This is a genomic window from Sphaerimonospora thailandensis, from assembly GCF_016863115.1.
Classification (GTDB): Bacteria; Actinomycetota; Actinomycetes; order Streptosporangiales; family Streptosporangiaceae; genus Sphaerimonospora; species Sphaerimonospora cavernae.
In genome coordinates, this window is sequence record NZ_BOOG01000050.1 from 17466 (window position 1) to 42619 (window position 25154).

At 70.2% G+C, this 25154-nt stretch carries 21 protein-coding genes; 6 read left to right on the forward strand and 15 right to left on the reverse strand.

Features of this window, described 5'->3' with window-relative positions:
- Positions 1-169 precede the first annotated feature (169 nt).
- Complete coding sequence (locus Mth01_RS23135; protein WP_204018030.1) at positions 170-1195, reverse strand: methionine synthase; 1026 nt, start codon at positions 1193-1195, stop codon at positions 170-172.
- A 19-nt stretch (positions 1196-1214) separates the two neighbouring features.
- Between Mth01_RS23135 and Mth01_RS23140 the strand changes: the two genes are divergently transcribed.
- The gene (locus Mth01_RS23140; protein WP_204018031.1) at positions 1215-1847 is read left to right on the forward strand and encodes an MBL fold metallo-hydrolase; all 633 of its coding nucleotides are present in this window, start codon (positions 1215-1217) and stop codon (positions 1845-1847) included.
- A gap of 6 nt (positions 1848-1853) precedes the next feature.
- On the opposite strand, the gene mnmA is transcribed toward Mth01_RS23140, so the two are convergent.
- Entirely contained in the window at positions 1854-2972 is a 1119-nt protein-coding gene (mnmA, locus tag Mth01_RS23145; protein ID WP_275409009.1) for a tRNA 2-thiouridine(34) synthase MnmA, read from the reverse strand.
- Positions 2973-3044: 72 nt separating this feature from the next.
- Here mnmA and Mth01_RS23150 point away from each other — a divergent pair, with 72 nt between their 5' ends.
- Positions 3045-4079, forward strand: a complete 1035-nt coding sequence (locus Mth01_RS23150; RefSeq protein ID WP_204018032.1) for a DUF695 domain-containing protein — start codon at positions 3045-3047, stop codon at positions 4077-4079.
- A 29-nt stretch (positions 4080-4108) separates the two neighbouring features.
- On the opposite strand, the gene Mth01_RS23155 is transcribed toward Mth01_RS23150, so the two are convergent.
- A complete protein-coding gene (locus Mth01_RS23155; RefSeq protein WP_204018057.1) occupies positions 4109-5260 on the reverse strand; it encodes a cysteine desulfurase family protein in 1152 nt (383 codons plus the stop codon).
- A gap of 109 nt (positions 5261-5369) precedes the next feature.
- On the opposite strand from Mth01_RS23155, the gene Mth01_RS23160 reads away from it, so the two are divergent.
- Both Mth01_RS23160 and Mth01_RS23165 read left to right on the forward strand, forming a co-directional pair.
- The gene (locus Mth01_RS23160; RefSeq protein WP_275409010.1) at positions 5370-5861 is read left to right on the forward strand and encodes a TetR/AcrR family transcriptional regulator; all 492 of its coding nucleotides are present in this window, start codon (positions 5370-5372) and stop codon (positions 5859-5861) included.
- 212 nt (positions 5862-6073) lie between these two features.
- Positions 6074-7321, forward strand: a complete 1248-nt coding sequence (locus tag Mth01_RS23165; protein WP_204018034.1) for an MFS transporter — start codon at positions 6074-6076, stop codon at positions 7319-7321.
- 185 nt (positions 7322-7506) lie between these two features.
- On the opposite strand, the gene Mth01_RS23170 is transcribed toward Mth01_RS23165, so the two are convergent.
- The 8 genes from Mth01_RS23170 to Mth01_RS23205 form a co-directional block, all read right to left on the reverse strand.
- On the reverse strand, positions 7507-8460 hold the full coding sequence (locus tag Mth01_RS23170) for an electron transfer flavoprotein subunit alpha/FixB family protein (protein ID WP_204018035.1): 954 nt from the start codon (positions 8458-8460) through the stop codon (positions 7507-7509).
- Between the two features lie 12 nt (positions 8461-8472).
- On the reverse strand, positions 8473-9252 hold the full coding sequence (locus tag Mth01_RS23175; RefSeq protein WP_204018036.1) for an electron transfer flavoprotein subunit beta/FixA family protein: 780 nt from the start codon (positions 9250-9252) through the stop codon (positions 8473-8475).
- Positions 9253-9589: 337 nt separating this feature from the next.
- Positions 9590-11014 (reverse strand): serine/threonine-protein kinase, encoded by a 1425-nt coding sequence (locus Mth01_RS23180; RefSeq protein ID WP_204018037.1) that lies wholly within the window; start codon positions 11012-11014, stop codon positions 9590-9592.
- A 42-nt stretch (positions 11015-11056) separates the two neighbouring features.
- Complete coding sequence (locus tag Mth01_RS23185) at positions 11057-13135, reverse strand: serine/threonine-protein kinase (protein ID WP_204018038.1); 2079 nt, start codon at positions 13133-13135, stop codon at positions 11057-11059.
- Between the two features lie 11 nt (positions 13136-13146).
- Positions 13147-15405, reverse strand: a complete 2259-nt coding sequence (locus Mth01_RS30195; protein ID WP_204018039.1) for a serine/threonine-protein kinase — start codon at positions 15403-15405, stop codon at positions 13147-13149.
- A gap of 107 nt (positions 15406-15512) precedes the next feature.
- Positions 15513-16028, reverse strand: a complete 516-nt coding sequence (locus Mth01_RS23195) for a YbaK/EbsC family protein (protein WP_239089929.1) — start codon at positions 16026-16028, stop codon at positions 15513-15515.
- 70 nt (positions 16029-16098) lie between these two features.
- Positions 16099-16941: a M55 family metallopeptidase gene (locus Mth01_RS23200; protein ID WP_204018040.1), complete on the reverse strand. Its 843-nt coding sequence runs from the start codon at positions 16939-16941 to the stop codon at positions 16099-16101.
- 4 nt (positions 16942-16945) lie between these two features.
- Positions 16946-17137: a DUF6395 domain-containing protein gene (locus Mth01_RS23205; protein WP_204018041.1), complete on the reverse strand. Its 192-nt coding sequence runs from the start codon at positions 17135-17137 to the stop codon at positions 16946-16948.
- 141 nt (positions 17138-17278) lie between these two features.
- Between Mth01_RS23205 and Mth01_RS23210 the strand changes: the two genes are divergently transcribed.
- Positions 17279-17863, forward strand: a complete 585-nt coding sequence (locus Mth01_RS23210) for a type IV toxin-antitoxin system AbiEi family antitoxin domain-containing protein (protein WP_204018042.1) — start codon at positions 17279-17281, stop codon at positions 17861-17863.
- Positions 17864-18092: 229 nt separating this feature from the next.
- Here the strand turns inward: Mth01_RS23210 and Mth01_RS23215 are convergent, their stop codons facing one another.
- From Mth01_RS23215 to glgP, 4 genes are all read right to left on the reverse strand, one after another.
- Positions 18093-18452, reverse strand: a complete 360-nt coding sequence (locus Mth01_RS23215; RefSeq protein WP_204018043.1) for a hypothetical protein — start codon at positions 18450-18452, stop codon at positions 18093-18095.
- Entirely contained in the window at positions 18449-18859 is a 411-nt protein-coding gene (locus Mth01_RS23220) for a hypothetical protein (RefSeq protein WP_204018044.1), read from the reverse strand. Before Mth01_RS23220 ends, Mth01_RS23215 begins: the two co-directional genes overlap by 4 nt.
- 178 nt (positions 18860-19037) lie before the next feature.
- Entirely contained in the window at positions 19038-19811 is a 774-nt protein-coding gene (locus Mth01_RS23225) for an enoyl-CoA hydratase/isomerase family protein (protein ID WP_204018045.1), read from the reverse strand.
- An 85-nt stretch (positions 19812-19896) separates the two neighbouring features.
- Positions 19897-22488, reverse strand: a complete 2592-nt coding sequence (glgP, locus tag Mth01_RS23230) for an alpha-glucan family phosphorylase (RefSeq protein ID WP_204018046.1) — start codon at positions 22486-22488, stop codon at positions 19897-19899.
- A 509-nt stretch (positions 22489-22997) separates the two neighbouring features.
- On the opposite strand from glgP, the gene Mth01_RS23235 reads away from it, so the two are divergent.
- Positions 22998-25109, forward strand: coding sequence for an alpha-1,4-glucan--maltose-1-phosphate maltosyltransferase (locus Mth01_RS23235; RefSeq protein ID WP_204018047.1), 2112 nt, complete (start codon positions 22998-23000; stop codon positions 25107-25109).
- The last annotated feature ends 45 nt before the right edge of the window (positions 25110-25154 follow it).

Sequence of the window (25154 nt, forward strand, 5' to 3'; positions counted from 1 at the left end):
TCAGGTGGGGCGGGAGCCGTACCGAGGACAGGGCACGGCTCCCGCTGATCGACTCCGCCGAGAGGTCGCGCCAGACCACGCGGCCCCTCGTCTCAGGAGTGATCCAGAAATACGGTAGACGGCTTGCAGCCGACTTTCATTCCCTTTTGTCCGGCTCCACCCGAGACCGTCACTCCATGCCTTCGCCAGGGTCTTCGCGCAGCACCCGGGCGGCGTCCCGGCAGCGGGCGAGCGCCGCACGCGCATAGCGCGGCGAGGCCCCGGCGAGCCCGCACGCGGGTGTGAGCACGACCTGCTCGGCGAGCCGCGCGGGGGCGAACCCGAGACGCCGCCAGAGCTCCAGCGCTGGTTTGGCCACCACGCCGATGTCGGCGAGCCTGGTGTCGACGCCCGGCACGACCCCCAGGAAGAACGCGACATCCGCCTCGATGGCCTCGCCGATCGCGTCCTCGTCCCGCCGCCGCAGCAGCGAGGCGTCCAGCGAGATCCCGCGCGCCCCCGCCGTACGGAGGACCTCGAACGGCACGTCCGGCGCGCAGCAGTGGACGATGGGAAAGACGTCGTCGCCCAACCCCGAGATCAGCGTCCTGAGCCGTTCACTCGCGATCACGGGCTCGACGGCCGGCAGCCGCCCGAAACCGGATGCGGTCGGGACGGTGCCCGCCAGCGCTCCCGGCAGTCCGGGCTCGTCGAGCTGAACGACCAGGCGGGCCCCCGGCACCCGGCGCCGCACCTGCGCGATGTGGCCGGCGAGCCCTTCGGCCAGCGATTCGACCATGTCACGTACGGCTCCCGCGTCGGAGAGCGCCTTGTCGCCGTGCCGCAGCTCGACGGCCCCGGCGAGCGTCCACGGCCCGCATGCCTGGATCTTCAGCGGGCCGACGTATCCCTGCGCGACCTCCTCCAGGCCGTCGAGGTCGCGGGCGAGGTGGTCGACGGCGCGTTTGAGGTCGCGGCCGGACCGGTCGGTGAACCGCCACCCCGACGGCTGCACCTCGACCGGCAGCTCCGCCAGCAGAGACGCGCCTCTGCCGATCATGTCGGCGCCGACGCCCCGGCCGGGCAGCTCAGGGAGGTAGGGCATCGGCAGCTCGCCGAAGGCCGTACGGAGAGCTTCCATGTGGGCCTCGCGGTCGTCACCCGGATGCGAGCCCACGCCCGTGGCAGTGGCCTCCTCCCACGGATAATCAGTCACGGGAACTAGCTTAGGCACTATGCAACTCACGAAACTCGGGCACGCGTGCTGGCGGCTGCGGAAGGACGGCTCGACCCTGGTGATCGACCCCGGGTCGTTCAGCGGGAAAGGTCTGCTCGACGGGGCGAGCGCCGTACTGATCACCCACGAGCATTTCGATCACGTGGACACCGACCTGCTGCGGAAGGCTAGCCCGGGTCTGGAGATCTTCACCTGTCAGGCGGTGGCCGACCACCTCGGCGAGATCCCGGCGGAAGTGCGGGTGGTGCGGGACGGCGACGCGTTCAGCGCGGCCGGGTTCGGGGTGAGGGTGATCGGCGAGTGGCACGCGCTCAACCATCCCGACGTCCCCGTCGTGCAGAATGTCGGTTTCCTGGTGGACGAGGAGGTCTTCTACCCCGGTGACGCGTTCACTCCGCCGGGGGTCGAGGTGCCCACGCTGCTGGTGCCGACGAACGCGCCGTGGATGAGGACCGCCGACATGGTCGCCTACCTGCGAGAGGTCCGCCCGCAGCGGGCTTACAGCACCCACGACGGCCTGCTGAACGAGATCGGCCTGAAGATCGTCGACAACTGGATCGGCATGGAGGCCGACCACCAGAAGGCCGACTTCCGCCGGATTCCGGTCGGCGAGTCCGTCGAGCTGCCCTGATCGGATTCAGGCCGCCGAGGCGATGGTGGCCGAGCCGATGACCATGTCGCCGTCGTAGAGGACGGCGCCCTGGCCGGGGGCGACGCCCGTTGCCGGGGTGTCCAGCTCGATGTGCAGCTCGCCGCCCGACAACTGGGCGCGGCAGCCGTACACCTCGCCGTGCGCGCGCAACTGCACCGTGCAGGCGATCGGCTCGTACGGCTCGGCCTGCGGGCCGTTCCAGACCGGGCGCTCGCCCACGATGGTCCGCACCTGCAAGGACGCGCGTGGCCCGACCGTGACGGTGTTGGACACCGGCTCGATCGACAGCACGTAGCGCGGCCGGCCGTCGGCGGTCGGCTGATCGATGTGCAGGCCCTTGCGCTGGCCGATGGTGAAACCGTACGCACCCTGGTGCTTGCCGACGACCTGGCCGGTCATCGCGTCGACGATCGGCCCGTCGGCGGCGCCGAGGCGCTCGGCGAGGAACGCCTGGGTGTCGCCGTCGGCGATGAAGCAGATGTCATGACTGTCCGGCTTGTCAGCCACGGAGAGCCCACGCCGGGCCGCCTCGGCCCGCACCTGCGCCTTGGTCGAGTCGCCCAGCGGGAAGATCGCGTGAGCGAGCTGCTCACGGGTGAGCACGCCCAGCACGTATGACTGGTCCTTGCCCTCGTCGACGCTGCGTCGCAGCACGCCGTCGACGAGCCGCGCGTGGTGGCCGGTGGCGACGGCGTCGAAGTCCAGTGCGAGGGCCCGGTCGAGCACCGCCTCGAACTTGATCTTCTCGTTGCAGCGCAGGCACGGGTTGGGCGTGCGGCCCGCCGCGTACTCGCTGACGAAGTCCTCGACCACGTCGCGGTGGAACCGCTCGGCCATGTCCCATACGTAGAAGGGAATGCCGATCACGTCGGCGGCGCGGCGGGCGTCGCGGGCGTCCTCCAGCGTGCAGCAGCCGCGGGCGCCGGTCCGGTACGACTGGGGGTTGGACGAGAGTGCCAGATGGACGCCGGTGACGTCGTGGCCTGCCTCGGCGATGCGGGCGGCGGCCACGGCGGAGTCCACGCCACCCGACATGGCGGCGAGCACGCGCAGCCGACGGGCAGGCCGGTCGGCGCCGATAGATTCCCCTGTGCTGTGCGTCATAGCATTTCGAGACTACCGCCGCGGCGGGCCCGCGTTGGCATCGGCGGGGTGGAGCTGGGAAGATGCGGGGTCATGCGACTGTTCGAGCGCAAGAACGCGCCGGCCGATGCGGCGGAGGCCATAGCGGACTTCTGGACCTGGTGGACACAGGTCCGTCCGGAGATCGACGCGCAGGTCGAGGCGGAGAACGCCGAGGCACTCGCCGAGGCGCTCGAGTCGGCGGTCAGCGCCATGCACCCGTCCCTGATGTGGGAGATCGCCCCGGGTGGTACGGCGCGGTACGCGCTGGTCGTCAGCGCGTACAACGATCCCGAGCTGCGGCCGCTCGCCCACCGGTGGGCGCTCGCCGCTCCCCCGGTCGACGAGCTGTGGGAGTTCCACCCCTCCCGACAGGCCAAGACGCACGTGACGGAGCTGGCCGTCGACGTCGAGGGCCGGGAGTTCAACCTGAGCCGGCTGGTGGTGGCCGCGCAGGCTCCGGGGAACGGTCCTCGCATGAACGTTTCCGTCTTCCACCCGATATTTCCGGATCTCGCGGACGAGCCGCGACTGGAGGCCGCGGAAATGGCGCTCGACTGGCTACTCGGCGAGGACGAGGTGGCTCGGTGGGTGGGCGACATCATGGCGGCCGAATTCGAGCCAATCGACGCGTTTCCGGCTATCCACCTGCCCGGCGTGATCGCCGATCTGGCGAAGGGCTTCGCGGAAGAGCAGTGGATGCTGATGGAGGGCAACACCGACACCGGTAGCCGGGTCACCGCCCTCGCCCGGTATCCCCTCCGACCCGTCGACTATCCGCTGAACGACCAGCACATCGCGATCACCCTGCCGTACCGGAACTCCGACGCGGACGGGCAGCCCGCGGGCGAGTCGCTCGACTCGCTGCGCGGCTTCGAGGAGCGGCTCGTGCGCGGCACGCTCGGCACCGCCGTACTCGCCGCGCACATGAACGCGGACGGTCGGCGGACCATGCACGTGTACGCCGACCCGAGGGGCGAGGCAGTAAGCGCGATCAAGGACCTCGCCGCCACATGGAAAGAGGGCAAGGCCGAGGTCGAGGTGGCCGACGACCCGTCATGGAGCGAGGTCGCCCACTTCCTCAGTTGACGAACGACTCAGGAGTCAGGAGTCAGGAGTCAGATGAGGATGCCGGCTCGTCTGGCGCGTTCGACGACGTGGCCGATGACCTCGGCCACGTGGTCGACGTCCGCCTTCGTCGAGGTGTGACCGAGCGAGAAACGCAGCGAGCCGCGGGCTCGGACGCCGTCCTGTCCCATGGCGAGCAGCACGTGGGACGGCTGGGCCACACCGGCTGAGCAGGCCGAGCCGGTGGAGCATTCCACGCCCTTGGCGTCGAGGAGCATGAGCAGCGCGTCGCCCTCGCAGCCGGGGAAGGAGAAGTGGGCGTTCCCCGGCAGCCGATTGACCGGATCGCCGTTCAGCACCACGTCGGGCACCGCCCGCCTCACCCGCTCGATCAGGTCGTCGCGGAGCGTGGACAGCCGTTCGGCGGTGGCCGGCTGGTTCTCCACGGCGACCTGCACCGCCGCCGCGAAGCCGGCGATCGCGGGGGCGTCGAGCGTCCCGGACCGGACGTCGCGCTCCTGACCTCCGCCGTGCAGTACGGGCACCGGGTCGGCGCCGCGCGACAGCAGCAGCGCGCCGACGCCCATCGGGCCGCCGACCTTGTGCCCGGAGACCGTCATCGCGTCGACGCCAGACTCGGCGAACCCGACCGGAAGCTGGCCGACGGCCTGCACCGCGTCGGTGTGGAACGGGATCCCGTGCTCGTGGGCGATGGCGGCGAGGACGCGGATCGGCTGTACGGTCCCGACCTCGTTGTTGGCCCACATGACGCTGACGAGGGCTACGTCGTCGGGGTCGCGTTCGATGGCCGCGCGCAGCGTGTCGGGATGGACCCGCCCGAGATCGTCGACCTCGAGCGGCTCGACGATCGCACCGTGGTGGTCGGCCAGCCAGTGTGCGGGGTCGAGGGCGGCGTGGTGTTCGACCGCGCTGACCAGGACGCGCCGGCGTTTACGGGCCCAGTACAGGCCTTTGATGGCCAGGTTGTCGGCTTCTGTGCCGCCGGCGGTGAACACGACCTCGCTCGGGCGGGCGCCCAGCGCGCCCGCGATCGTCTCGCGTGACTCCTCCACCACGCGGCGGGCACGGCGGCCCGCGGCATGCAGAGATGAGGGGTTGCCCACCTGCCCCAGCTGCGCGGTCATGGCCTCGATCGCCTCAGGAAGCATCGGCGTGGTCGAGGCATGGTCAAGATATGCGATTCCCACGGCCCCTCCAGACCCGGCCTCAGCTGAACAAGCCTATCCGGGACCGCGGCGCGAACGATCCCCGGATACGCGAACTGAACCGTCCGGACGGTATAGTAAAGCCGTGAGGAGAGATGAGCTACTCGACGCGGCCGAGTGCCTGCTCGACGACCAGGGAGTCCAGGGCCTGACCCTGGCCGCGGTCGCCGAGCGCGCCGGCGTGAGCAAGGGTGGCCTCCTCTACCACTTCGCCGGCAAAGAAGCGTTGATCCAAGGCATGATCGAACGCTTGATCGCGGACTTCGACGCACTGGTCGAGGCGCAGGACGAGCCCACCTACACGCGGGCCTATCTGGCCGCCACGTTCGAGGCCGTCGAGAGCGGCCGGCTGCGACGCTGGGCCGTGGTCACCGGAGCCGCCGGAGACCACGCGCTGCTCGCGCCGCTCCGTGAGGCGATGGCCCGCTGGCATACCCACGGGTTGGACGACGAACCCGATCCGCCGACCTCCCAGGTCGTACGGCTCGCCTGCGAAGGTCTCTGGGACGTCGCCACGCACAGCCCTTCGGTCATGGATTACGCGGCGGTGCACCGGCGGTTGCTCGAATTGCTGTGACGCGCTCCCCGGCCTGAAGACCGAGGATTCGGCCCGGGCCGTACCACTTCTGTGGCTTCATGCCGCACCGACCACCGCCCTCATCGCGGAGTTCTCGTCCGGTCTCCGCAGGCTTTCGACCCTCGCGGGTCCGTGCCCGCCCCTCCCCGCCCCATCGATTTCACCAGCCCCATCGATTTCCAACTTTGAAACACTCCAGAAAGGTGGTCGTGATGACCCGCGCCCTGGGGGCGGCCCGTTACGGGTCGGTCCTCACGTTCGTGCTGGCCGGTCTGATGTGCGGAACGTTCACCGTACGCCTGCCCGCGCTGGTCCACCGGCTCCAGTTGTCGGAGTCCTCGGTCGGCGTCGCGCTGCTCTGCTGGGGGCTCGGCGCGCTGCTCACCATGCAACTCATGCGCGTCGTCATGGCGAAGGCCGGCAGCCGCGGTGTGCTCCGGGTGGCGACTCCCCTGTGCGCGGCGTCACTGGTGCTCGTCGCGGTGGCGCCGTCGTTCCCGGCCGTGGTCGCGGCCGCGACGCTGTTCGGCATGGCGTTCGGCGTCGTCGACGTGGGCATGAACGCCCAGGGCTCGACCGTCGAGCAGGCGTACGGCAGGCCGCTGATGAGCGGAATGCACGCCGGCTGGTGCGTCGGCGCGATCTCGGCGGGGCTGCTCGGCACCGTGGCGATCGCCGCGGGACTGTCCTTCACCACCCATCTCGTGGTGATCGCCGTGGTGTCGTTCCCCATGTCGCTGGCGCTCGGCCGCACGTACCTACCCGACCCCGCCGCCGCGCCCGCCGAGGCGTCGTCCGGCTCGCGTCGCAGGATGCCCGGCATCGTCTACCTGCTCGGCGCGATCACGTTCGGCGCTTTCATGATCGAAGGCGTCGTGGCCGACTGGAACGGTCTGTACCTCCTCGGCACACTCGGCGCGCCCGAGTCCGTCGCCGCACTCGGCTATCCCGTGTTCGAGGCGGGCATGCTGGCCGGCCGGCTGAGCGGGGACCGTTTCCGCGACCGGTACGGCGCACGCGGCCTGATCGTGTTCTCCGGGGCCGCCACGGCGGCGACCTTCCTGGTCGTCATCGCCGCGACGTCCGCTCCGATCGCGGTGGCGGGGATGTTCTTCGTCGGCCTCGCCGTGGCGACGATCTCTCCGATGGCGCTGTCGCTCGCGGGCACCGCGACAGACCATCCGGGGCCGGCGATCGCCCAGGCGGGCGCCATGGGCTACGCGGGACTCCTGCTCGGCCCGGTCGTCATCGGCTTCCTGTCGAGCGCGACCTCCCTGCGGGCCGCCATGGGCGTCGCGGTCGCGGTCGGCGTGCTCGTCGCCGTGGCCGGTCGGTTCCTTCCGTCGGTCAGGAAGGCCGCCGCCGGGTCCGCCGCCGGGTCCGCCGCCGCGCCGGAGCGGTCTCCCGAACCCGCCGACGCCATCGCAGAGGCCCCCGAGCGCCTGCCCGTCGCCGCCTGAGCCCGTTCCTCCCCGGCACGAAGACGCGAACTCGGTACGAAGACGCGAGCGGCGCCGCACCACGCGAGGTGCGGCGCCGCTCGGCGCGTTCTGGACGAGCCCGTTTCGATCGGCCCGTCGACGAGCCCGTTGATGAGCCCGTTGATGAGCCCGGCAACCCAGCAGCCGGGCCGTACGGAGAGCTGCTACTTGCGCTTCTCGATCTCGTCGGTGAGCTGGGGAACGACCTGGAAGAGGTCGCCCACCACGCCGTAGTCGGCGATCTCGAAGATCGGCGCCTCGGCGTCCTTGTTGATCACCACGATCGTCTTGGACGTCTGCATGCCGGCCCGGTGCTGGATGGCACCGGAGATGCCGCTCGCGATGTAGAGCTGCGGCGACACGGTCTTGCCGGTCTGCCCGACCTGGAACTGGTGCGGGTACCAACCGGCGTCGGTGGCCGCACGGGAGGCGCCGACCGCCGCGCCGAGGGAGTCGGCGAGCTTCTCGATGATGGCGAAGTTGTCGCCGGAGCCCACGCCGCGGCCGCCGGAGACCACGATCGCGGCCTCGGTCAGCTCCGGACGGGCGCCCTTCTCCTGCTTGACCCGCTCCACGATCCGCGCGGCGCGGGCGGCGTCCGACAGGGCGACCTCCACCTTCTCCTCGGCACCGGCGCCTGCCGCGGCGACCGGAGCGATGGAGTTGGGACGAACCGCCACGATCGGCGTGCCCTTCGTGACCCGGCTGCGCACGTTGACGCCACCACCGAAGATCGACTGGTCGGCGACGAAGCCCTCACCCAGGCCCACGGCGTCGGTGATCACACCGGAGTCGGTCTTGACCGCCAGACGGCCCGCGACCTCCTTGCCCTCAGCCGTCGCCGCGATCAGAACGCCGGCCGGGGCCTTGTCCGCCACCAGCTTGGCCAGCAACTCCGCCTTGGGCGCCACGACATAGCCGATGATCTCCTCGGCGTCCGCGACATAGATCTTGTCCGCGCCGTGCTCAGCGAGCTTGGCCTTGGCGGCGTCCGAGTAGCCGGGCCCCGCCCACACGGCGGCCGGCGTGCCCAGCGAACGGGCCAGCGTCAGCAGTTCGAGGGTGACCTTCTTGACGTCACCGTCGACATGCTCGACGAGAACCAGGATCTCACTCATTTTCGGGGCCCCTCACACGAACTTCTTCGACGCGAGGAACTCGGCGATCTTGGCGCCGCCGTCGCCCTCGTCCTTGACAACCGTGCCGGCCGCACGCGGCGGCGCGACGGCGAAGTCGACGACCTCGCTCCACGCGTTCGCCAGCCCCACCTGGTCGGCGGAGATCTCCGCGTCGGCGACGCCGAGCGTCTCGACCGGCTTCTTCTTGGCCGCCATGATGCCCTTGAAGGAGGGGTAGCGCGGCTCGTTGATCTTCTCGACGACGGACACGACGGCCGGCAGCGAGGCCTCGACCTTGTCGTACCCATAGTCGGTGAGGCGCTGGACGGCGATGGCCGACCCGTTCACCTCGACCTTGTTGGCGAGGGTGAGCTGCGGGACGCCGAGCCGCTCGGCCAGCATCGCGGCGAGCACGCCGGTGCGGGCGTCGGTGGACTCCGAGCCGAGGACGACCAGGTCGAAGCCGATCTTCTTCAGCGCCTGCGCCATGGCGTAGGAGGTCGACAGCGCGTCCGAGCCGTGCAGCGCGTCATCGCTGAGGTGGACCGCCTTGTCCGCGCCCATGGCGAGCACCTTGCGGATGGTCTCGGTGGCCTTGCCCGGGCCCATGGTGAGCACCGTCACTTCGCCCCCGTGGGCCTCCTTGAGCTTCAGCGCCTCCTCGACCGCGTATTCATCGAGCTCGTTGACGACGCCGTCGGCGGCCTCGCGGTCGAGCGTCTTGTCATCGGACCTCAGCTTGCGCTCGGTCGCCGTGTCGGGGACCTGCTTCACGCAGACGACGATGTTCATGGCCGGTGGCCGACCTCCCCTTTCCGTACGGCTGACGCCGCGATTTCGAAACGTGCCGTGGGGTACGCGCACGTGGCTGTACGACTTCCAGATGGGAGCAAGGCTATGTTACCCGCCGGTAGCTCAGCCACACTTCTCCGTCGCGACTTCACGATACCGAAGCATGTTCCGGACCTGCCGGGGCCCTCCTACCCACCCGAACCCGGCTCGTCACACCCTTACCGACATGGATGTCGCCGACACTGACGTCGCCGACATCGATGTCGGTTGAGACGGTCAGAACCAGATCGACGCGGTCGTCCTGAGCTTTGCCGCAGGAGGTGCCCAGGGAACGGGATCAGCTCGCGACTACGAGAGTGATCAGCAGGAACACCACGGTGGCGACGGCGAAGAGCAGCGTCATCGTGCTGAACAGCGAGCTGAGCAGGGCGTAGACGGCGACGACGCCGACGCCGCCCGCGGCGTCGACGACCAGCCTGGCCCGCGCCTTGGCGGCCAGGCCGAAGGCGGCGTCGACCAGCACGCCGATGCCGTACAGGACGAGCAGGAGCAGGGAGACCTCGGGGAGGTTCCGCGAGGCCGCGGCGGCGAACAGTCCGACGACGAGGGCCGATCCGATGATCCACCGCCGGTGCAGCTTCTGCCGGTGCTTCGCCCGCGCGTCCGGTTGCCCGGCACCGGCGCGCCCGTCCGGGCGCCTGCCCCGGGGAGGCCGCCACTCCCTCGTGGGCGTGGCGCCACGCGCCACACGCGCACCAAGGAGCCCACCGACGGGCTTCGTGGGCGCGGGCAGATCGGGAGCCGGGAGGGCGGAAGCAGCGGAGGACAGGGCGGGCGCGGTCGCCGTGAGCCGGGAGACGAGACGTGCCGCCGTCGGCCGCGCGGCCGGGTCCCTGTTCAGGCACTCGGCCAGCAGCGGGGCGAGCCAGGACGGCACACCGGAAAGGTCGGGTTCGTGGTGGACCACCCGGTAGGCGACGGCCGTCACCGGTCCCGTCCCGTACGGCTGGCGCCCGGTCGCGGCGAAGGCCAGCGTCGCCGCCCAGGCGAACACGTCGGCCTCCGGCCCGGCCGCCCAGCCCTCCAGCACCTCGGGCGCCAGATAACCGGGAGTGCCGACGACCGCGCCCGACGCCGTGACCGACGCCGACTCCAGCGCGCAGGCGATCCCGAAGTCGATCAGGTGCGGCTCACCGTCCGCGATGATGACGTTGGCGGGCTTGAGGTCGCGGTGCACGATCTCCGCGGCGTGGACGCACTCCAGCGCCTCGGCCAGCCCGCGCGCGAGCCGTACGAGATCGTCCCCCTGGACCGGCCCGTCATCAGCCATGATGACGCTGAGGGCACGGCCCTGGACATATCGGGTGACGATGTACGGCCGGGGGCCGGTCAGGGACGCGTCGAGGATCTCGGCGACGTGCGGGCCACGCACCCGGCGCATGGTCTCCACCTCACGGGCCAGGCGGGCGATCGCGCGGGAGTCGGCGGCGATGTGCGGGTGGAGCATCTTCACGGCGACCGCGCGGCCCTCCGGGTCGAGGGCCAGGTGCACCTCGCCGAACCCGCCGGAGCCGAGCGCCGAGAGCAGGCGATATCGCCCCAGGTGGGCGGGATCGGGTTCGAGACCGGAGTCCTCCGAACGGCCCGGCTGTTCACCGTCCCGGTGGTCCGAGCCCCGGTGATCGGAGCCGTGGCCGGATCCGTGGTGGTCGGCACCGTCGGAGCCCCGCTGGTGAGAGCTCGGGTGTTCCGGTGAACCCATTCCGCTCCTCCGCTCCCCCCTCGGCGCCCTCCGGGTGCCGGGTCAGTTCCAGAAGGTGAGGAAACCCAGGCCGATCCTGTCCATGATGTCGCCGACGAGACCGCCGACGAGGTTGACGACCGTGTCCTCGCCTCTGCGTCTGAGATCGGCCACGACGTGGTCGATCGCCACCGAGGGCGGCCGCCACGGCACCCAGGAGGCGTCGGCCGACATGGCCGTCATGCCCGCGAACAGCGCGACGGTGCCCACGATGATCGCGACCACCATGCCGGCGCCGGGACTGCGGATCGCCGAGCTGAGCGTCCGGGAGACCGCCTTGCGCGGCGCGGATCCGCCGGGCAGGACGAACAGCCCCGCGACGAACGCTCCGGCGGCGTAGGCCGCGGCCGGATCGGTGCTCATCTTCCCGATGTACACGAGCCCGCCCCACACGCACATCGCGAACATCGCGGCGAGCGGGATCTGGACGAGCGTGGCCAGTGTCGACCTGATCAGCGCCCAGGGCGTGCCCAGGATCGCGAACAGGGGGTCCGCGCCGCTGCTGCCCCTGATCGACCGGCGTTCCGCGAGGTCGCCGAACAGGTGATGCCCCACGCGCAGGCACAACACGGCCACGATGGCGAACAAGCTGACGGTCACCGGCAGCAGGCATGCCAGGGCCACGAGCACGACGAGGAGCAGCGTGGCCAGGACCGGGTGCGCGGCACGGTAGCGCGGCCGTGACGATTCCCGCCCGTACGGCACGGCCTCCGCCGGCGGCGCGGTGGGCCGGGCGGCCGCCTGTGGTGGCACGGACGTCATGGGAGGCGCGGTCGGGGGCGCCGCCATGTAAGGGGGTGCCTGAGGCGCCTGAGGTGGTGGCGGATAGCCGGCGACCAGTTGGTCGGGGTGCGGCGGATAGACAGCCGGCGGCGGGCCGTACCCCGGCTGCCCGTACCCGGGAGCCGGGCCGTACCCGGGTTGGACGTATCCGGGCTGAACGTATCCGGGGGCCGGGCCGTACGCGGGCCCGGTCGGTTCGGGGGCCGGCGCGAAAGCGGGCCGGTGCCGCGGCTCCCGGCGGGTGCGCTCCTGCTCGACGTAGTTGACCGGGGGAAGCAGGTCCGCGTAGTCGTCGGCGTATCCGTTGCCGCCCGGCAGGACACCGGTGCGCTCCGGTCGCGACGAGGCGCCCGACGGGGCGTCGGCGTCGGCGGGGACCCTGCTCTCGTCCGGACCGGAGGCGGATCCCTGACCGTTCGGGGCGCTCCCGTTGAGTGCCGTCGCGTCGAGTAACCGGGTGCCGCCGTCGCGCGCGCCGGTCTCGTGGAACGCGGTCACCGAGGGGTCGAGCGCCCGCGACAGCTTGAGCAGCGAGGCGGCGGCTGGGCGGGCCGCGTCGTCCTTCGCCAGGGCCAGCCGGAGCCATTCCCGCAGCCAGGCGGGCGCGAGGTCGAGCTGTGCCTTGCCCTCGAGGACGTTGTAGCAGACCGACTCGAACGTGCCGGATCCGAACGGCGGCCGGCCGGTCGCCGCGAAGAACACGGTGGCCGCGAGCGCGTGCACATCGGCCGCCTGGGTGATCTCGGTGTCTCGGATGATCTCCGGGGCGAGATAGCCGGGGGTGCCGACGAACATCCCGGTCTGCGTCAGCCGGGTGGCGTTGACCAGGTGCGCGATACCGAAGTCGATCACCAGTGGTTCGCCGTCGACCAGCATCACGTTCGCCGGCTTGAGGTCGCGGTGGATGACGTCGGCCGCGTGGATGGCCACCAGGGCCTCGCACATCCCGCGGGCGAGCCTGATGATCCCCGCGTCGTCGAGCGGTCCGTCCTCCAGCACGGCCTGCTCCAGCGTCCGCCCGGGGGCGTACCTGGTCACGATGTACGGCGAGGCGCCGGTCAGGTCGGCGTCGAAGACCTCGGCGACGCGCTTGCTGCGCACCCGGCGCATGGTCTCGACCTCGCGGGTGAGCCGGTCGCGCGCCTTGAGGTCGGTGGCGACATGCGGGTGCAGGACCTTGACCGCGACCTCGCGGTCCTCGCCGTCCAACCCGAGATGGACGACCCCCATGCCGCCCTCGCCCAACCGGCGCAGCAGCCGATAGGGGCCGATCCGCTCCGGAGCCTCGATAGCCGACATGTTGTCCCCCGTCACTGGTTCCCCATGTGGATCCTCAGTTCGTGAAGGCGTTCTACTACCGACAGAACGTCCACCGGCCCCCAGAAGTGCCCCGCTGTCTGCTTGTCCACCAGGCTTGCGAGTGCGACCAGCGCCACCACCGCGGCGGCGGCCGCGATCCCCCATGCCACCCCCCGCGCCGCCCCGTCTCCGGGAACCACGGAGGCGAGCGTCCGCCGCAGTTGTCGGCGCGGCCCCTCCACCCCGGGCCCGGCGCACACCGTCCACAGTGCCACCGCGAGCCCCCAGCTCAGCGCGGCGAGGACCGATGCCGACGGCACCAGCAGGGTCAGCAGCACCGTGACCGGCAGGCCCAGGACCAGTCCGTACGGCACCAGCGCGATCGTGGCGCCGACCGACTTCATGATCGCGTCCGGCCGGCCGAACACCCGGATCAGATCGGCGGGCGAGGCGCCGGCCAACCTTCGGGTGTCGAGCCGCGAATGGGCCATGTCGGCGGCCCGCAGCAGCACGGCGACCGGCAGTGTGAGCACCCACACCAGGAGCGGCGCGATGACCGCGGCGCCCATCATCAGCACGAACAGCAGCGCGGCGGCCACGCCGTACGCCTTGGAGTGCCGCAGCACCACGCCGCCCGGCGGCGGCTGCTGGTACGGCCCCTGGTGCTGCTGATAGGGCTGCTGATAGGGCTGCTGGTACGGCGACTGCATCGGAGGACCGGACATGCCGGGCGGCGCGGTCGGCGGCGGCACGTGGAGGGTGGGCAGGAAGGGGGCCTGCTTCGACTGGGGGATGAGCGGGGTCTGCTCGAAGATCTCCGAGCCCTGCTTGAAGATCTCCGGGGTCCGGTCGACTCCCTTCTGCGGCTGATCCGGGAAGCCCTGCGGCACCACCTGGCGTAACTCTTCGGAGGTGACTCGCCTGGTCGGGATGTCCCCCTCCGGGGAGCCCGCCGGCTGCACATGGACTGGACCGCCGGGCCCGATGCCTGCGCGGCGCAGATCCTCACCGGTCACCCGCACGGTCGGGAACGGGTCACCGCCCTGGGCCGCGGGTGAGACCGCCCCGGGTTGGACCGGCTGACCGGGCTGGATGGGCCCGGGAGGGCGCGCAGGAGGGGGCGCGGGATCGCCCCCGCGCCCGGCGTTGCCCCGGAACACGGGGGTGTCCATGATCTCAGGCCCGTTCCCCTGACCCCAGGCGCCGGGCGCCGTCGCACCGCCTGGGACCGGGGAGACCGGAGAGGCTGGGAAGGGTGGAGAGACCGGGGATGCCGGAGAGCCGCGGAGGGCAGAGGTGCCGTCGAGGCTGGGCGGGTCCGCGAGCAACGAGACGAACTCCCCCTGCCCCGGACCGGCGGTGCCTCCGCCGGAAGTGCCGCCTCCTGAAGTGCCGGGACCGGGCGTGGGCCGGCCGCCGGTGTCATCGACGTTCGGCACGGTGGTGATCTCGTCGGGCACGCGGGGCCGATCGGCGGTGGGCCGTGTCAGCCTGGCGACCCAGTTGGCCAGCTCCACCGCGCTCGGCCGCCTCGCCGGATCGCGCTGGAACGCCGCACGCAGCATCGGCTGGAGCGGCTCCGGAGCCGCCGCCACGTTGGACCGGCCGGAGGTGATGTTGTAGAAAATCATCTCCAGCGTGCCCTTGCCGAACGGCGGCTGACCGGTCGCGGCGAACAGCAGCGTGCCGGCCCAGGCGTGCACGTCGACCTCCGGACCTGCCTCGTGCCCCTCGATGATCTCCGGGGCGAGGTAGCCGGGGGTGCCGATGAACATCCCGGTCTGGGTCAGCCGGGTGGCGTCGGCGCCCTGGGAGATGCCGAAGTCGATGAGCACCGGGCGACCGTCCAACATCAGCACGTTGCCCGGCTTGAGATCGCGGTGGACGACCCCGGCCGCGTGCACGGCCGCCAGCGCCTCGGCGACGCCGCCCGCCACCTTGAGCAGGGCGTCCAGAGCCAGCGGCCCATCCTGCTTGACGATCTCGTCGAGCGGCCGTCCCGGCACATAGCGCGTCACGATGTACGGCCGCAGGCCGGTGACGTCGGCGTCCAGGACCTCCGCGACGTGCGGGCTGCGCACCCGCCGCATCGTCTCGACCTCACGCGACAGCCGCCTGCGTGCGACGTCGTCCCCCGTCACCTCCGAGCGCAGGACCTTTACGGCCACCTCCCTGCCGCGCGGGTCGAGGGCCAGGTGGACCACACCCATGCCGCCCTCACCGAGCCGCCGCAGCAGCCGGTACGGTCCCAGCCGGTCGTCCTGATTCATTGTCTAAGCACCATACCGACTAAAAGAACGCACATGAGCGCACCAACGCGCCACATCCCTGGTGCGATGAACGGACGGTGCGTGACGGGGGGTTTCCCGAGGAGCGGTCAGAGCGTGAGGGCGAGGATCTCCGCGTTCGTCGCGTTGACCAACTCCTCCCCGGAAAGTGCCAGCTTGGAACGGCGAACGCCACTGCCGATCACGATGAACGGCCGGTCGATCACATTTCGGTCAACGAGCACCGGCCACTCCTCGGGCAGCCCGATCGGAGTGATGCCGCCGTACTCCATCCCGGTCAGCGCGACGGCCTCCGGCTGGGGGGCGAACGACGCCTTCTTGGCCCCCAGGTGGCGGCGGATGACCCCGTTGATGTCCGCCCGGTGCGTGGCGAGGACCACGACGGCCGCATGGCGGGTCTCGCCGCCCCGCTTGGCCGCGACGACGACGCAGTTCGCCGACTCCTCCAGGGCCACGCCGTACCGTTCGCAGAACGCGGCCGTGTCCGCGAGCTCGGCGTCGATGGGGGCGACCCGCGCGGCCACGCCCTTGGCGGTGATCGCCTTGGCCACCGGCTCGGCGAGCAGGTCGAGGTCGTCGGCGACGGGCATCCAGTCGAGAGTCAATTCAGCCCTCCTTGATCACACGTTCGTGCAGCTGAGTGACCACCTTATGGGCGGATTCGACGGCCCCGGATCAGCCGTAGGCGCCGCTGCCGCACGCCACCTGACCGCCGATCATCGAGAAGATCCCGAAAAGCGCCATGACGTCGTGGTAGTCGTCCGTCGTGAACTCGGTGTGCCGTGGGCCGACCTGCTGCACGCCCGGGATGATCGCGCAGGCCGCGGCGGTCGCCGTGGAGCTCCACTCGACGCCCAGCGTGTACGGCGGGGCCACCACATAAGGCTTGAAATCGGACAGCCGATCGAGCGCCCGGGCGGCGCCGTCCCTGATCTGGCGGTGGGCCACGCTCGGCGGCAGCAGTTCGGCGGAGAACCTGTCGATGCCCTTCTTGACCGCGACGGCCTCGACGTCGCCGAGCAGATCCCGGGCCTCCTCGCAGACCGCCTCGTCACCCGCGACCAGCGCCACCGGTACGCCCAGCGATCCGGCGAATCCGGCGACCAACCTGGTCTCGCCGCAGATCTCGCCGTTGAGGTAGACGTTGTGGATCTCCTTGCCCATCCACGTGTGGTTGAGCACGCCGTGCCGTACACCCGCCCTGGCGTGATAGCCGGCGAAGCAGGCGGCGGCGAAGTCGCGTGACAGTCCCTGTCCCATGCGGTGCGGCTTGCCCGGCCCCCTGATCAGCGTGGCCCGCTCGTCGAGCAGGTCGATCCTGAGGTTCTTGGTCGAACCGTGGGCGTCGTTGACGAGCACGGCCTGCGCCCCCGCGTCGAACACCCCCTGGATCACCGCGTTGGCGTCCCCCGTCATCAGCTCGCAGCCGCGTTCGTAGCCGCGGCCGCCCGCGTGCATCTCCTCCGGGTCGGTGAGCCCGGTGACGCCCTCCATGTCCACCGATAGATAGATCTTCATCTCGTTATATCCCCCATGTCTCCACCCGGCGGGCCGCATCCCCGTTCATCAGCCCCACCGAGTCCACCATGTACGCCTCGACCCGTTCGCGCCACCGCTCGGGAATCTCCCCGATCGCCGGCGGGGAGCAGTGCTCCAGCCAGCGGGTCGACTCGACGCTCGCCCGAAGATACTCGGCCGCCTTCGCGAACGGCATCGTCTCGATTCTCGTAGCCGAAGGCGAGACCGCCCAGGTCCAGCTCATCGGCGAGCAGCTGCGAGAGAAAACGTACACAGGCTGGGAAGGATCTGTGTACGATTTCAACCACCAGCTGTAACCAAGCGAAAGGGGGGGACGATGACCGGAACCGATCTCGCACACCTTCCGGCTACCTTCACTTACAGCTTCGCTCGTAGGCAGGGGCTGTCCAACCGACGGCTGTATCGGCTTCGCGACTGCCAGCTCATCGAGTCTCTCGGTCGTGGCCTCTATCGGCGATGCGACGCCGCCGACGTCGACATCGACCTGCTGGAGATCGCTTATCGCGCCCCGGACGCGACACTGTGCCTGACAAGTGCGCTGGCGCGTCACAACCTGACCGATGCGATACCGGCCTCAATCGACATCGCGCTGCCACGGGGGCAACGTCGACCGCGCACGCAGGCCCCGGTCGCCTGGCACCTGTTCAGCCCGGCCACGTTCTCCATCGGCAGGGAGACACTACGGCTGGATGCGGAAATTTCGATCGGCATCTACGCGGCAGAGCGGTGCATTATCGACGCCTTCCGGCTACGCCACCGCGAGGGCAGCGACCTCGCCCATGAAGCGCTGCGACGCTGGCTACGCCTACCCGGCACTCAGCCCGCCCAACTGCTACGCATGGCCCGGAACTTCCCGCATGCCGAGCCTGCATTGCGAACCGCACTTGAGGTCCTGCTCTAACGCTGGCCGAGGCGTCAACGCCAGACGGGCCGATCTGCATGATCGATGATTTCCACCGCTGGCAATAACCGCTGCAGCCAAAGCAGAACCACAGCACGTCGGACATCGATGCCGTCGGCGAGCGCACCGAGCGCGTGCAAGTGCTTCCGCCACCGCGGCCGGCGTCCCGCGGTAGCGCTCGGTGGACTGGCGCAGTCCCTCAGCGCCCCGCCTCGTCGTGCGGCTTCGCTCAGCGCTCTGTCTCTTTGGGGTGTCCCGGCTCGCAGCGCTCAAGCAAGACGCGCCCCACGACCTTGCCGGTGGGAGTCGCGTCCACGAAGTACCACAGCCGCCCACCGTTTGTGATCTTGTACTGGTATCGGTCGTAGGTGCGGCCGCTGTATGTGCCGGTGGCGTAGTCCGCTTTCAATCGATAGAGCCGCTCGTCCTCACGCGTCGGTGCGGTAGTGAGCCGCTCCCATGCATCCACGACGGCGTTCCGCGCCGTGGCCAGGCAGTCGCGCCAACCCTTCTCAGCCTGTCGTGTGATGAACACGATCTCGTACTCCGACCGCTTGAGCGGCCGGTCCACTCGCTCTCCGCGTGTCATGAGGTCGTGCGTGGGTCGTCGGCCGACTCTTCCGTGTCCAAGTAGTCCAGGTCGGAACCGTCCGGGGTGAGATGCGGATCCGCATACGCCTCCGCGGTGGCCTTCCACGCATGCAGCATGCTCGTGAGACGGTCGAACCGCCGGACAGAGGCACAGGCGCGCGCGGTGCGCAGGAATTCGGCGACGAACTCGCGCTGTCGCTGCGGTGGCAGCAATCCGATCCAGGGGAACGGCTCGCCCAGCCGGGCTGCCAGCCGGTCGCATACCTCGTCATCAAGCGAGGCGGCGATGAGCTGTGCAAGCGCCTGCAGGGTGTCCACCTCTTGCTCGGCCTCGCGCGCCTTCGACAGCCGCAACGGCTCACCGTCACGACGCAGGAGCACGACGTCGCCGCCCTCGTCCAACATTTCGATCACGCTGCTCGGTGAACGAAGGAACGTTGAGAAGGTTGCCGTGGCAGTCACAGAACCATTATTCATGACTACTTCTGAAGTAGCAAGCATGGCTCCTGCCGCAGCGGTGGGAGCACCAAACCCGGCAATGATCACCTCGCGGCGGTCCTGGTCAACCTGACCAGGCGATCCGTCAGTGACCGGTGAATTTGGGGCGGCGCTTCTCGGTGAAGGCGGTCATGCCCTCCCGCGCGTCATCGGTCGCGAACAGGCCGGAGAACTGGAGCCGCTCGATCTCCAGGCCGGTGTCGAGGTCGGTCTCCAGTCCCTGGTCGATCGCCTGCTTGGCGGCCCGTACGGCCGCCACCGGACCCTGCGCGAAGGTGGCGGCCAACTCCAGGGCGGCCGTGTAGACCTCGACATCGGGCACCACCCGGTCGACCAGGCCGATGGCGAGGGCCTCGGCGGCGTCCACGTGCCGGCCGGTGAAGATCAGGTCCTTCGCTTTGGCCGGGCCGACGAGGCGGGGCAGGCGCTGGGTCCCCCCGGCGCCCGGGATGATGCCCAGCGTGATCTCTGGCTGACCGAGCTTGGCGCTCTCCCCCGCCACCCGGAAGTCGGCGCACAGGGCGAGCTCGCAGCCGCCGCCCAGGGCGTACCCGGTGATCGCCGCGATGACCGGCTTGCCGACACGGGCGACCGCGGTGAAGCAGTCCTGCAGGGATCGCGACCGGACCGCCATCTCCGCGTACGACATGCCGGCCATCTCCTTGATGTCCGCCCCGGCGGCGAACGACCGCTCACCGCCGTAGATGATGACGGCGTGCACCTCGGGGTCCGCGTCGACCAGCCGCGCGGCCTCCGCGATCTCCTCCTGCACCTGCCGGTTCAGCGCGTTCAGCTTCGGACGGTCCACCCGGATGGTGGCGATATGGTCGGCGATCTCCACGCTGACGAACTCACCCATGCGCCATCACCCTTCCACCGGTTCGACCGGCCGGCCGCTTCGACTTCTTCGTCAGGCACCACCCTAGGACGGTGATCAGGTGCGCTCAGCGCAGGGTGCCGTTGGTCATCCCGACCGGCTCCTCGGGTACGACGATGAGCCCGAGCTCGGCGGGCGACGCCATCAGCGCGTGGAACGGGACGGCCCGGACGGTGTACCCGAACGCGCCGGTGCGGTCCAGCGGCACCACACCGGTGTAGTGCGCCCGCCCGTCGTCGCCGACCCCCTCCAGCTTCAGCGTCACGTGATCGGGGTCGATCAGCTCGTCGTGCACGCCGACCCGACCGTAGGCCGCCTGGACCCGCAGGTCCTCCGGGGACAGCTCGCCCAGCGCGATCGTCGCCCGCACCTCCAGGCGCGCCCCCAGTTCCGGGGTGTCCCCGATGCCGGTGGCCTCGACGTGCTCGACCCGCACGCCCGGCCAGGCCCGGGTGACCCGCAGCTTCCACGCGGCGAACAGCTTCGCGTGCTCGTACGCGTCGCCGGCGAGCGTGCGGGCCGAGCGGGCGGCGGGAGCGTACAGGTCCATGACGTACCCGCGGAGCATCCGCCCGGCGAGGACCTTCGGCCCGAGCGAGCTCAGCGTGTGCTTGACCATCTCCAGCCACCGGCGCGGCAGCCCGTCGGCGGCCCGGTCGTAGAACCGGTCGGCCACCTCACGCTCGATCAGGTCGTACAGCGCGGCCGCCTCGAGCTCGTCACGCCGGTCGGGGTCGTCGACACCGTCGGCGCTGGGGATGGCCCAGCCGTTGTTGCCGTCGTACCATTCGTCCCACCAGCCGTCCCGGATGGAGAGGTTGAGGCCGCCGTTGAGCGCGGCCTTCATGCCGGAGGTGCCGCACGCCTCCAACGGGCGCAGCGGGTTGTTCATCCACACGTCGGAGCCGGTCACGAGGAACTGCGCGAGGGCCATGTCGTAGTCCGGCAGGAACACGATGCGGTGCCGCACGTCCTCCTCGTCGGCGAACCGCACGATCTGCTGGATGAGCTTCTTGCCGCCCTCGTCGGCCGGGTGGGACTTTCCGGCGATCACGATCTGCACCGGCTTGTCCGGGTCGAGCAGCAGGCGCCTGAGCCGCTCGGGATCGCTGAGCATGAGCGTGAGCCGCTTGTACGACGGCACGCGCCGGGCGAAGCCGATGGTCAGCGCCTCGGGGTCGAGTGCCTCGTCGACCCAGCCCAGCTCGGCCTCGGCCGCGCCCCGCTGCCGCCAGGACCGCCTGAGCCGCTTGCGCGCCTCGACCACCAGGCGGGCGCGCAGGTCCCCGCGGATCCGCCAGATGTCGGAGTCGGGGAGCTTGCGTACGCGGTCCCAGCCCTCCATGCCCTCCCGGCCCGCCTCGGCGCCCACGAGCTCGATGATCTCGCGGCCGACCCAGGTGGGCGCGTGCACGCCGTTCGTGATCGACCCGATCGGCACCTCGTCGACGTCGAAGCCCGGCCACAGGCCGCGGAACATCTCCCGGCTGACGTGGCCGTGCAGCTCGGACACGCCGTTGACCCGCTGGGCCAGCCGCATGCCCATGACGGCCATGTTGAAGACGGCCTTGTCGGAGTCGGGGCCCTCGGGCTCGGCGCCGAGCTCCAGGATCCGGTCCACGCTCACGGTCGGCCACGCGTTGTCCCCGCCGAACTGCCTGGCGATCATGTCCATCGGGAACCGGTCGATCCCGGCGGGGACGGGCGTGTGGGTGGTGAAGACGGTGCCCGCGCGGACGGCCTCGATCGCCTCCTCGAAGGACAGCCGGGCCTCGGTGAGCTCGCGGATGCGCTCCAGGCCGAGGAAGCCGGCGTGGCCCTCGTTGGTGTGGAACACCTCGGGCTCGGGGTGGCCGGTGATCCGGCAGTAGGCGCGCAGCGCGCGGACGCCGCCGATGCCGAGCAGCAGTTCCTGCATCAGCCGGTGGTCGCCGCCGCCGCCGTAGAGCCGGTCGGTCACGTCCCGGGCCGCCGTGTCGTTCTCGGCGACGTCGGAGTCGAGCAGCAGCAGCGGCACCCGGCCGACCTGCGCCACCCAGATCTGCGCGTGCAGCATGCGGGAGCCCGGCAGGCCGACGACGACCTTGGCGGGGGTGCCGTCCTCCTCCTTGAGCAGGGTGAGCGGCAGCCCGCCCGGGTCGAGCGAGGGGTAGTGCTCGAGCTGCCAGCCCTCCTCCGACAGCGACTGGGTGAAGTAGCCGTGCCGGTAGAGCAGGCCGACGCCGAGGATGGGCACGCCGAGGTCGCTGGCCGCCTTCAGGTGGTCTCCGGCCAGGATGCCGAGGCCGCCGGAATACTGCGGCAGGGCGGCGGCGATGCCGTACTCGGGGGAGAAGTAGCCGATGGCGGCGGGCGCGCCTTCCAGCGACTGGTACCACCGCGGCGCGCTCATGTACTCGCGCAGATCGTCGGCCGCGTCCGCCAGCCTGCGCAGGAAGCGCCGGTCCTGGGCGAGCTCCTGCAGCCGGTCGGCCTCGACGGCGCCGAGCAGGGCGACGGGATCGTGCTCGACCCGCTCCCAGACCTCGGGATCCACCTCGGCGAACAGGTCCATCGTCTCCGGATGCCACGACCACCGGAGGTTGCGGACCAGCTCGCCGAGCGGTGCGAGCGGGGCGGGAAGAACGGTGCGAACGGTGAACCTGCGGATTGCTCTCACGGGGCCAGACCCTAGTTACTCAGCGCCACGACGCGCGACCGAAACACTCTTGTCCATCCCAGGGGAAGCCCGCCGGCTGGATCGCGTCCGTGAATCCAAAAGATCCACATGATGCTCCCCGGCTCCCCCTGACCTTCCTGCAAACTGCCCTAACCACCAATAACCGGCACAAACCACACCAAACTACACTCGCCTACATGATGCCCATCGCGATGGCACGGCGGGCTCCGTAATGATCGATCTCCCGAGAAGGGCGGCCCAAACGCGGAGTGGTCGGCAAAGCCGTCGTCGCACACGAGCAGGTGATGTCTTTCGTCGGCAGGGGTAACAGAGGACTATTGGGGCACCTCCTGTAGGAAGACGAACGGGCCCGGCGCCGAGCCCGTTCGTGCTGCGCGGCTCACGCCGCCCCCGTACGGGCCCAGCGGAGAAACTTGCACAAGTAAAGATCCATGCTTGCTTCGGAAAATCCGGCGGTACCGGGTGTGCCGTCCCTAAGTTGAGTGGCGATGATCGGAAGAATTCCCATCCAGGACATCCAGCCCGTCGTGGACTGCGGGCGTCGGCCCGCCAAGGCGGCCGCCGGCGAGACCTTCGAGATCAGCGCGATCGTGTTCCGTGAGGGACACGACGCGGTGGCCGCGTGCGTCGTGCTCATCGACCCCGACGGCAAACCGGGTCGCCTGCTGCCGATGCGCGAAGGAGCCCCCGGCACCGACCGGTGGAGCGTGGAGGTGTCGCTGCCGACGGAAGGACCGTGGCAGTTCCGCGTCGAGGCCTGGGGTGATCCCATCGCCACCTGGCTGCACGACGCGGGCATCAAGATCCCGCGCGGCATCGACGCCGACCTCATGTGCGAGGAGGGCGCGCGGCTGTTCGAGCGGGCGGCCAAGGCCGTACGGCCCGCCGACTGCCCCGCCGTACCGGCCGGCGCACCGCCGAAGTCAACCGCGTCGAAGACAACGCCCTCGAAGTCAACGCCGTCGAAGTCGGCACAGGGAGCCGAGCGCGGCCGGGCGTGCGGGCACCGGGCCGCGCTGCTGACGGTCGCGGCGCGGCTGCGCGACGAGGGCGTCGACCCGCGTGCCCGGTTCTCGGTGGCGCAGTTGCCGGAGACCGCCGCGCTGATCGCGGCGCATCCCCTGCGTGATCTGCTCACCAGGTCGGGCCGCATGCGTGTGCGGGTGGACCGGCGGCGTGCGCTGTTCGGCTCGTGGTACGAGTTCTTCCCGCGCTCCGAAGGCGCGGCGATCGAGAAGGACACTCCCCCCGCATCCGGAAATTTCCGGACGGCGCAGCTGCGACTGCCCGCCATCGCCCAGATGGGGTTCGACGTCGTCTATCTCCCCCCGGTCCACCCGATCGGCGTCCAGTTCCGCAAGGGACGCAACAACACGCTCACGCCCGAGCCGTACGACCCGGGGTCGCCCTGGGCGATCGGCTCGGAGGATGGCGGGCATGACGCGATCCACCCCGATCTCGGCACGATCGAGGACTTCGACGCCTTCGTGGCGCGGGCCCGTGAACTCGGCATGGAGATCGCGCTCGACCTCGCCCTGCAGTGTTCCCCCGACCATCCCTGGGTGAAGGATCACCCGGAGTGGTTCAACATCCGGGCCGACGGCAGCATCGCGTACGCGGAGAACCCGCCGAAGAAATACCAGGACATCTACCCGCTGAATTTCGACAAGGACCCCGAGGGGATCTACGCCGAGGTGCGGCGGGTGGTCCGGCACTGGATGGACCACGGCGTACGGATCTTCCGGGTGGACAACCCGCACACCAAGCCGGTCGCGTTCTGGGAGCGGCTGCTGGCCGACATCCAGGAGACCGACCCCGACGTGCTGTTCCTGGCCGAGGCGTTCACCCGGCCGCCGATGCTGCGGACGCTGGCGATGATCGGCTTCCACCAGTCGTACACGTACTTCACCTGGCGCAACTCCAAGCCGGAGCTGGAGGACTACCTGTCGGAGCTGAGCCGGGAGACCTCGCACTACCTGCGGCCGAACCTGTTCGTGAACACGCCCGACATCCTGCACGAGTACCTGCAGCACGGAGGCATGCCGGCCTTCAAGATCCGTGCCGTGCTGGCCGCGCTCATGTCACCTGCCTGGGGCATCTACTCTGGTTACGAACTGGGCGAGAACGCCCCAGTACGGCCAGGTAGCGAGGAATACCTCGATAGCGAGAAATATCAATATAAGCCGCGTGACTGGGCCGCAGCGGAGCGGGAGGGGCGGAGCCTTGCCCCATTCATTACCCGGCTCAATTTGTTGCGAAGAGCCCACCCGGCACTCCAGGAATTGCGTAACCTACGGTTCCACAACGTCGACCAGCCGGACCTGATCTGCTTCTCAAAGCGACTGTCCGGCGCCTATGACACGGCCACACGAAGGCACGGGCTAGGCGATGTCATGCTGGCCGTCGTCAATCTGGATCCGCACAACACTCGCGAGGCGACGGTCCGGCTGGACATGCCCGCCCTCGGTCTCGACTGGCAAGCCGAGTTCGTCGTGGACGACCAACTGTCGGGCGAGTCGTACCGCTGGGGGCAGGTCAACTACGTGCGCCTCGACCCGCACATCAATCCCGCACACGTTTTCACGCTTCGCCAAGGGTGAGCCCATCGCCCGTGAGCGCGGCCCTGCACATTCTGGGGAGTCCAC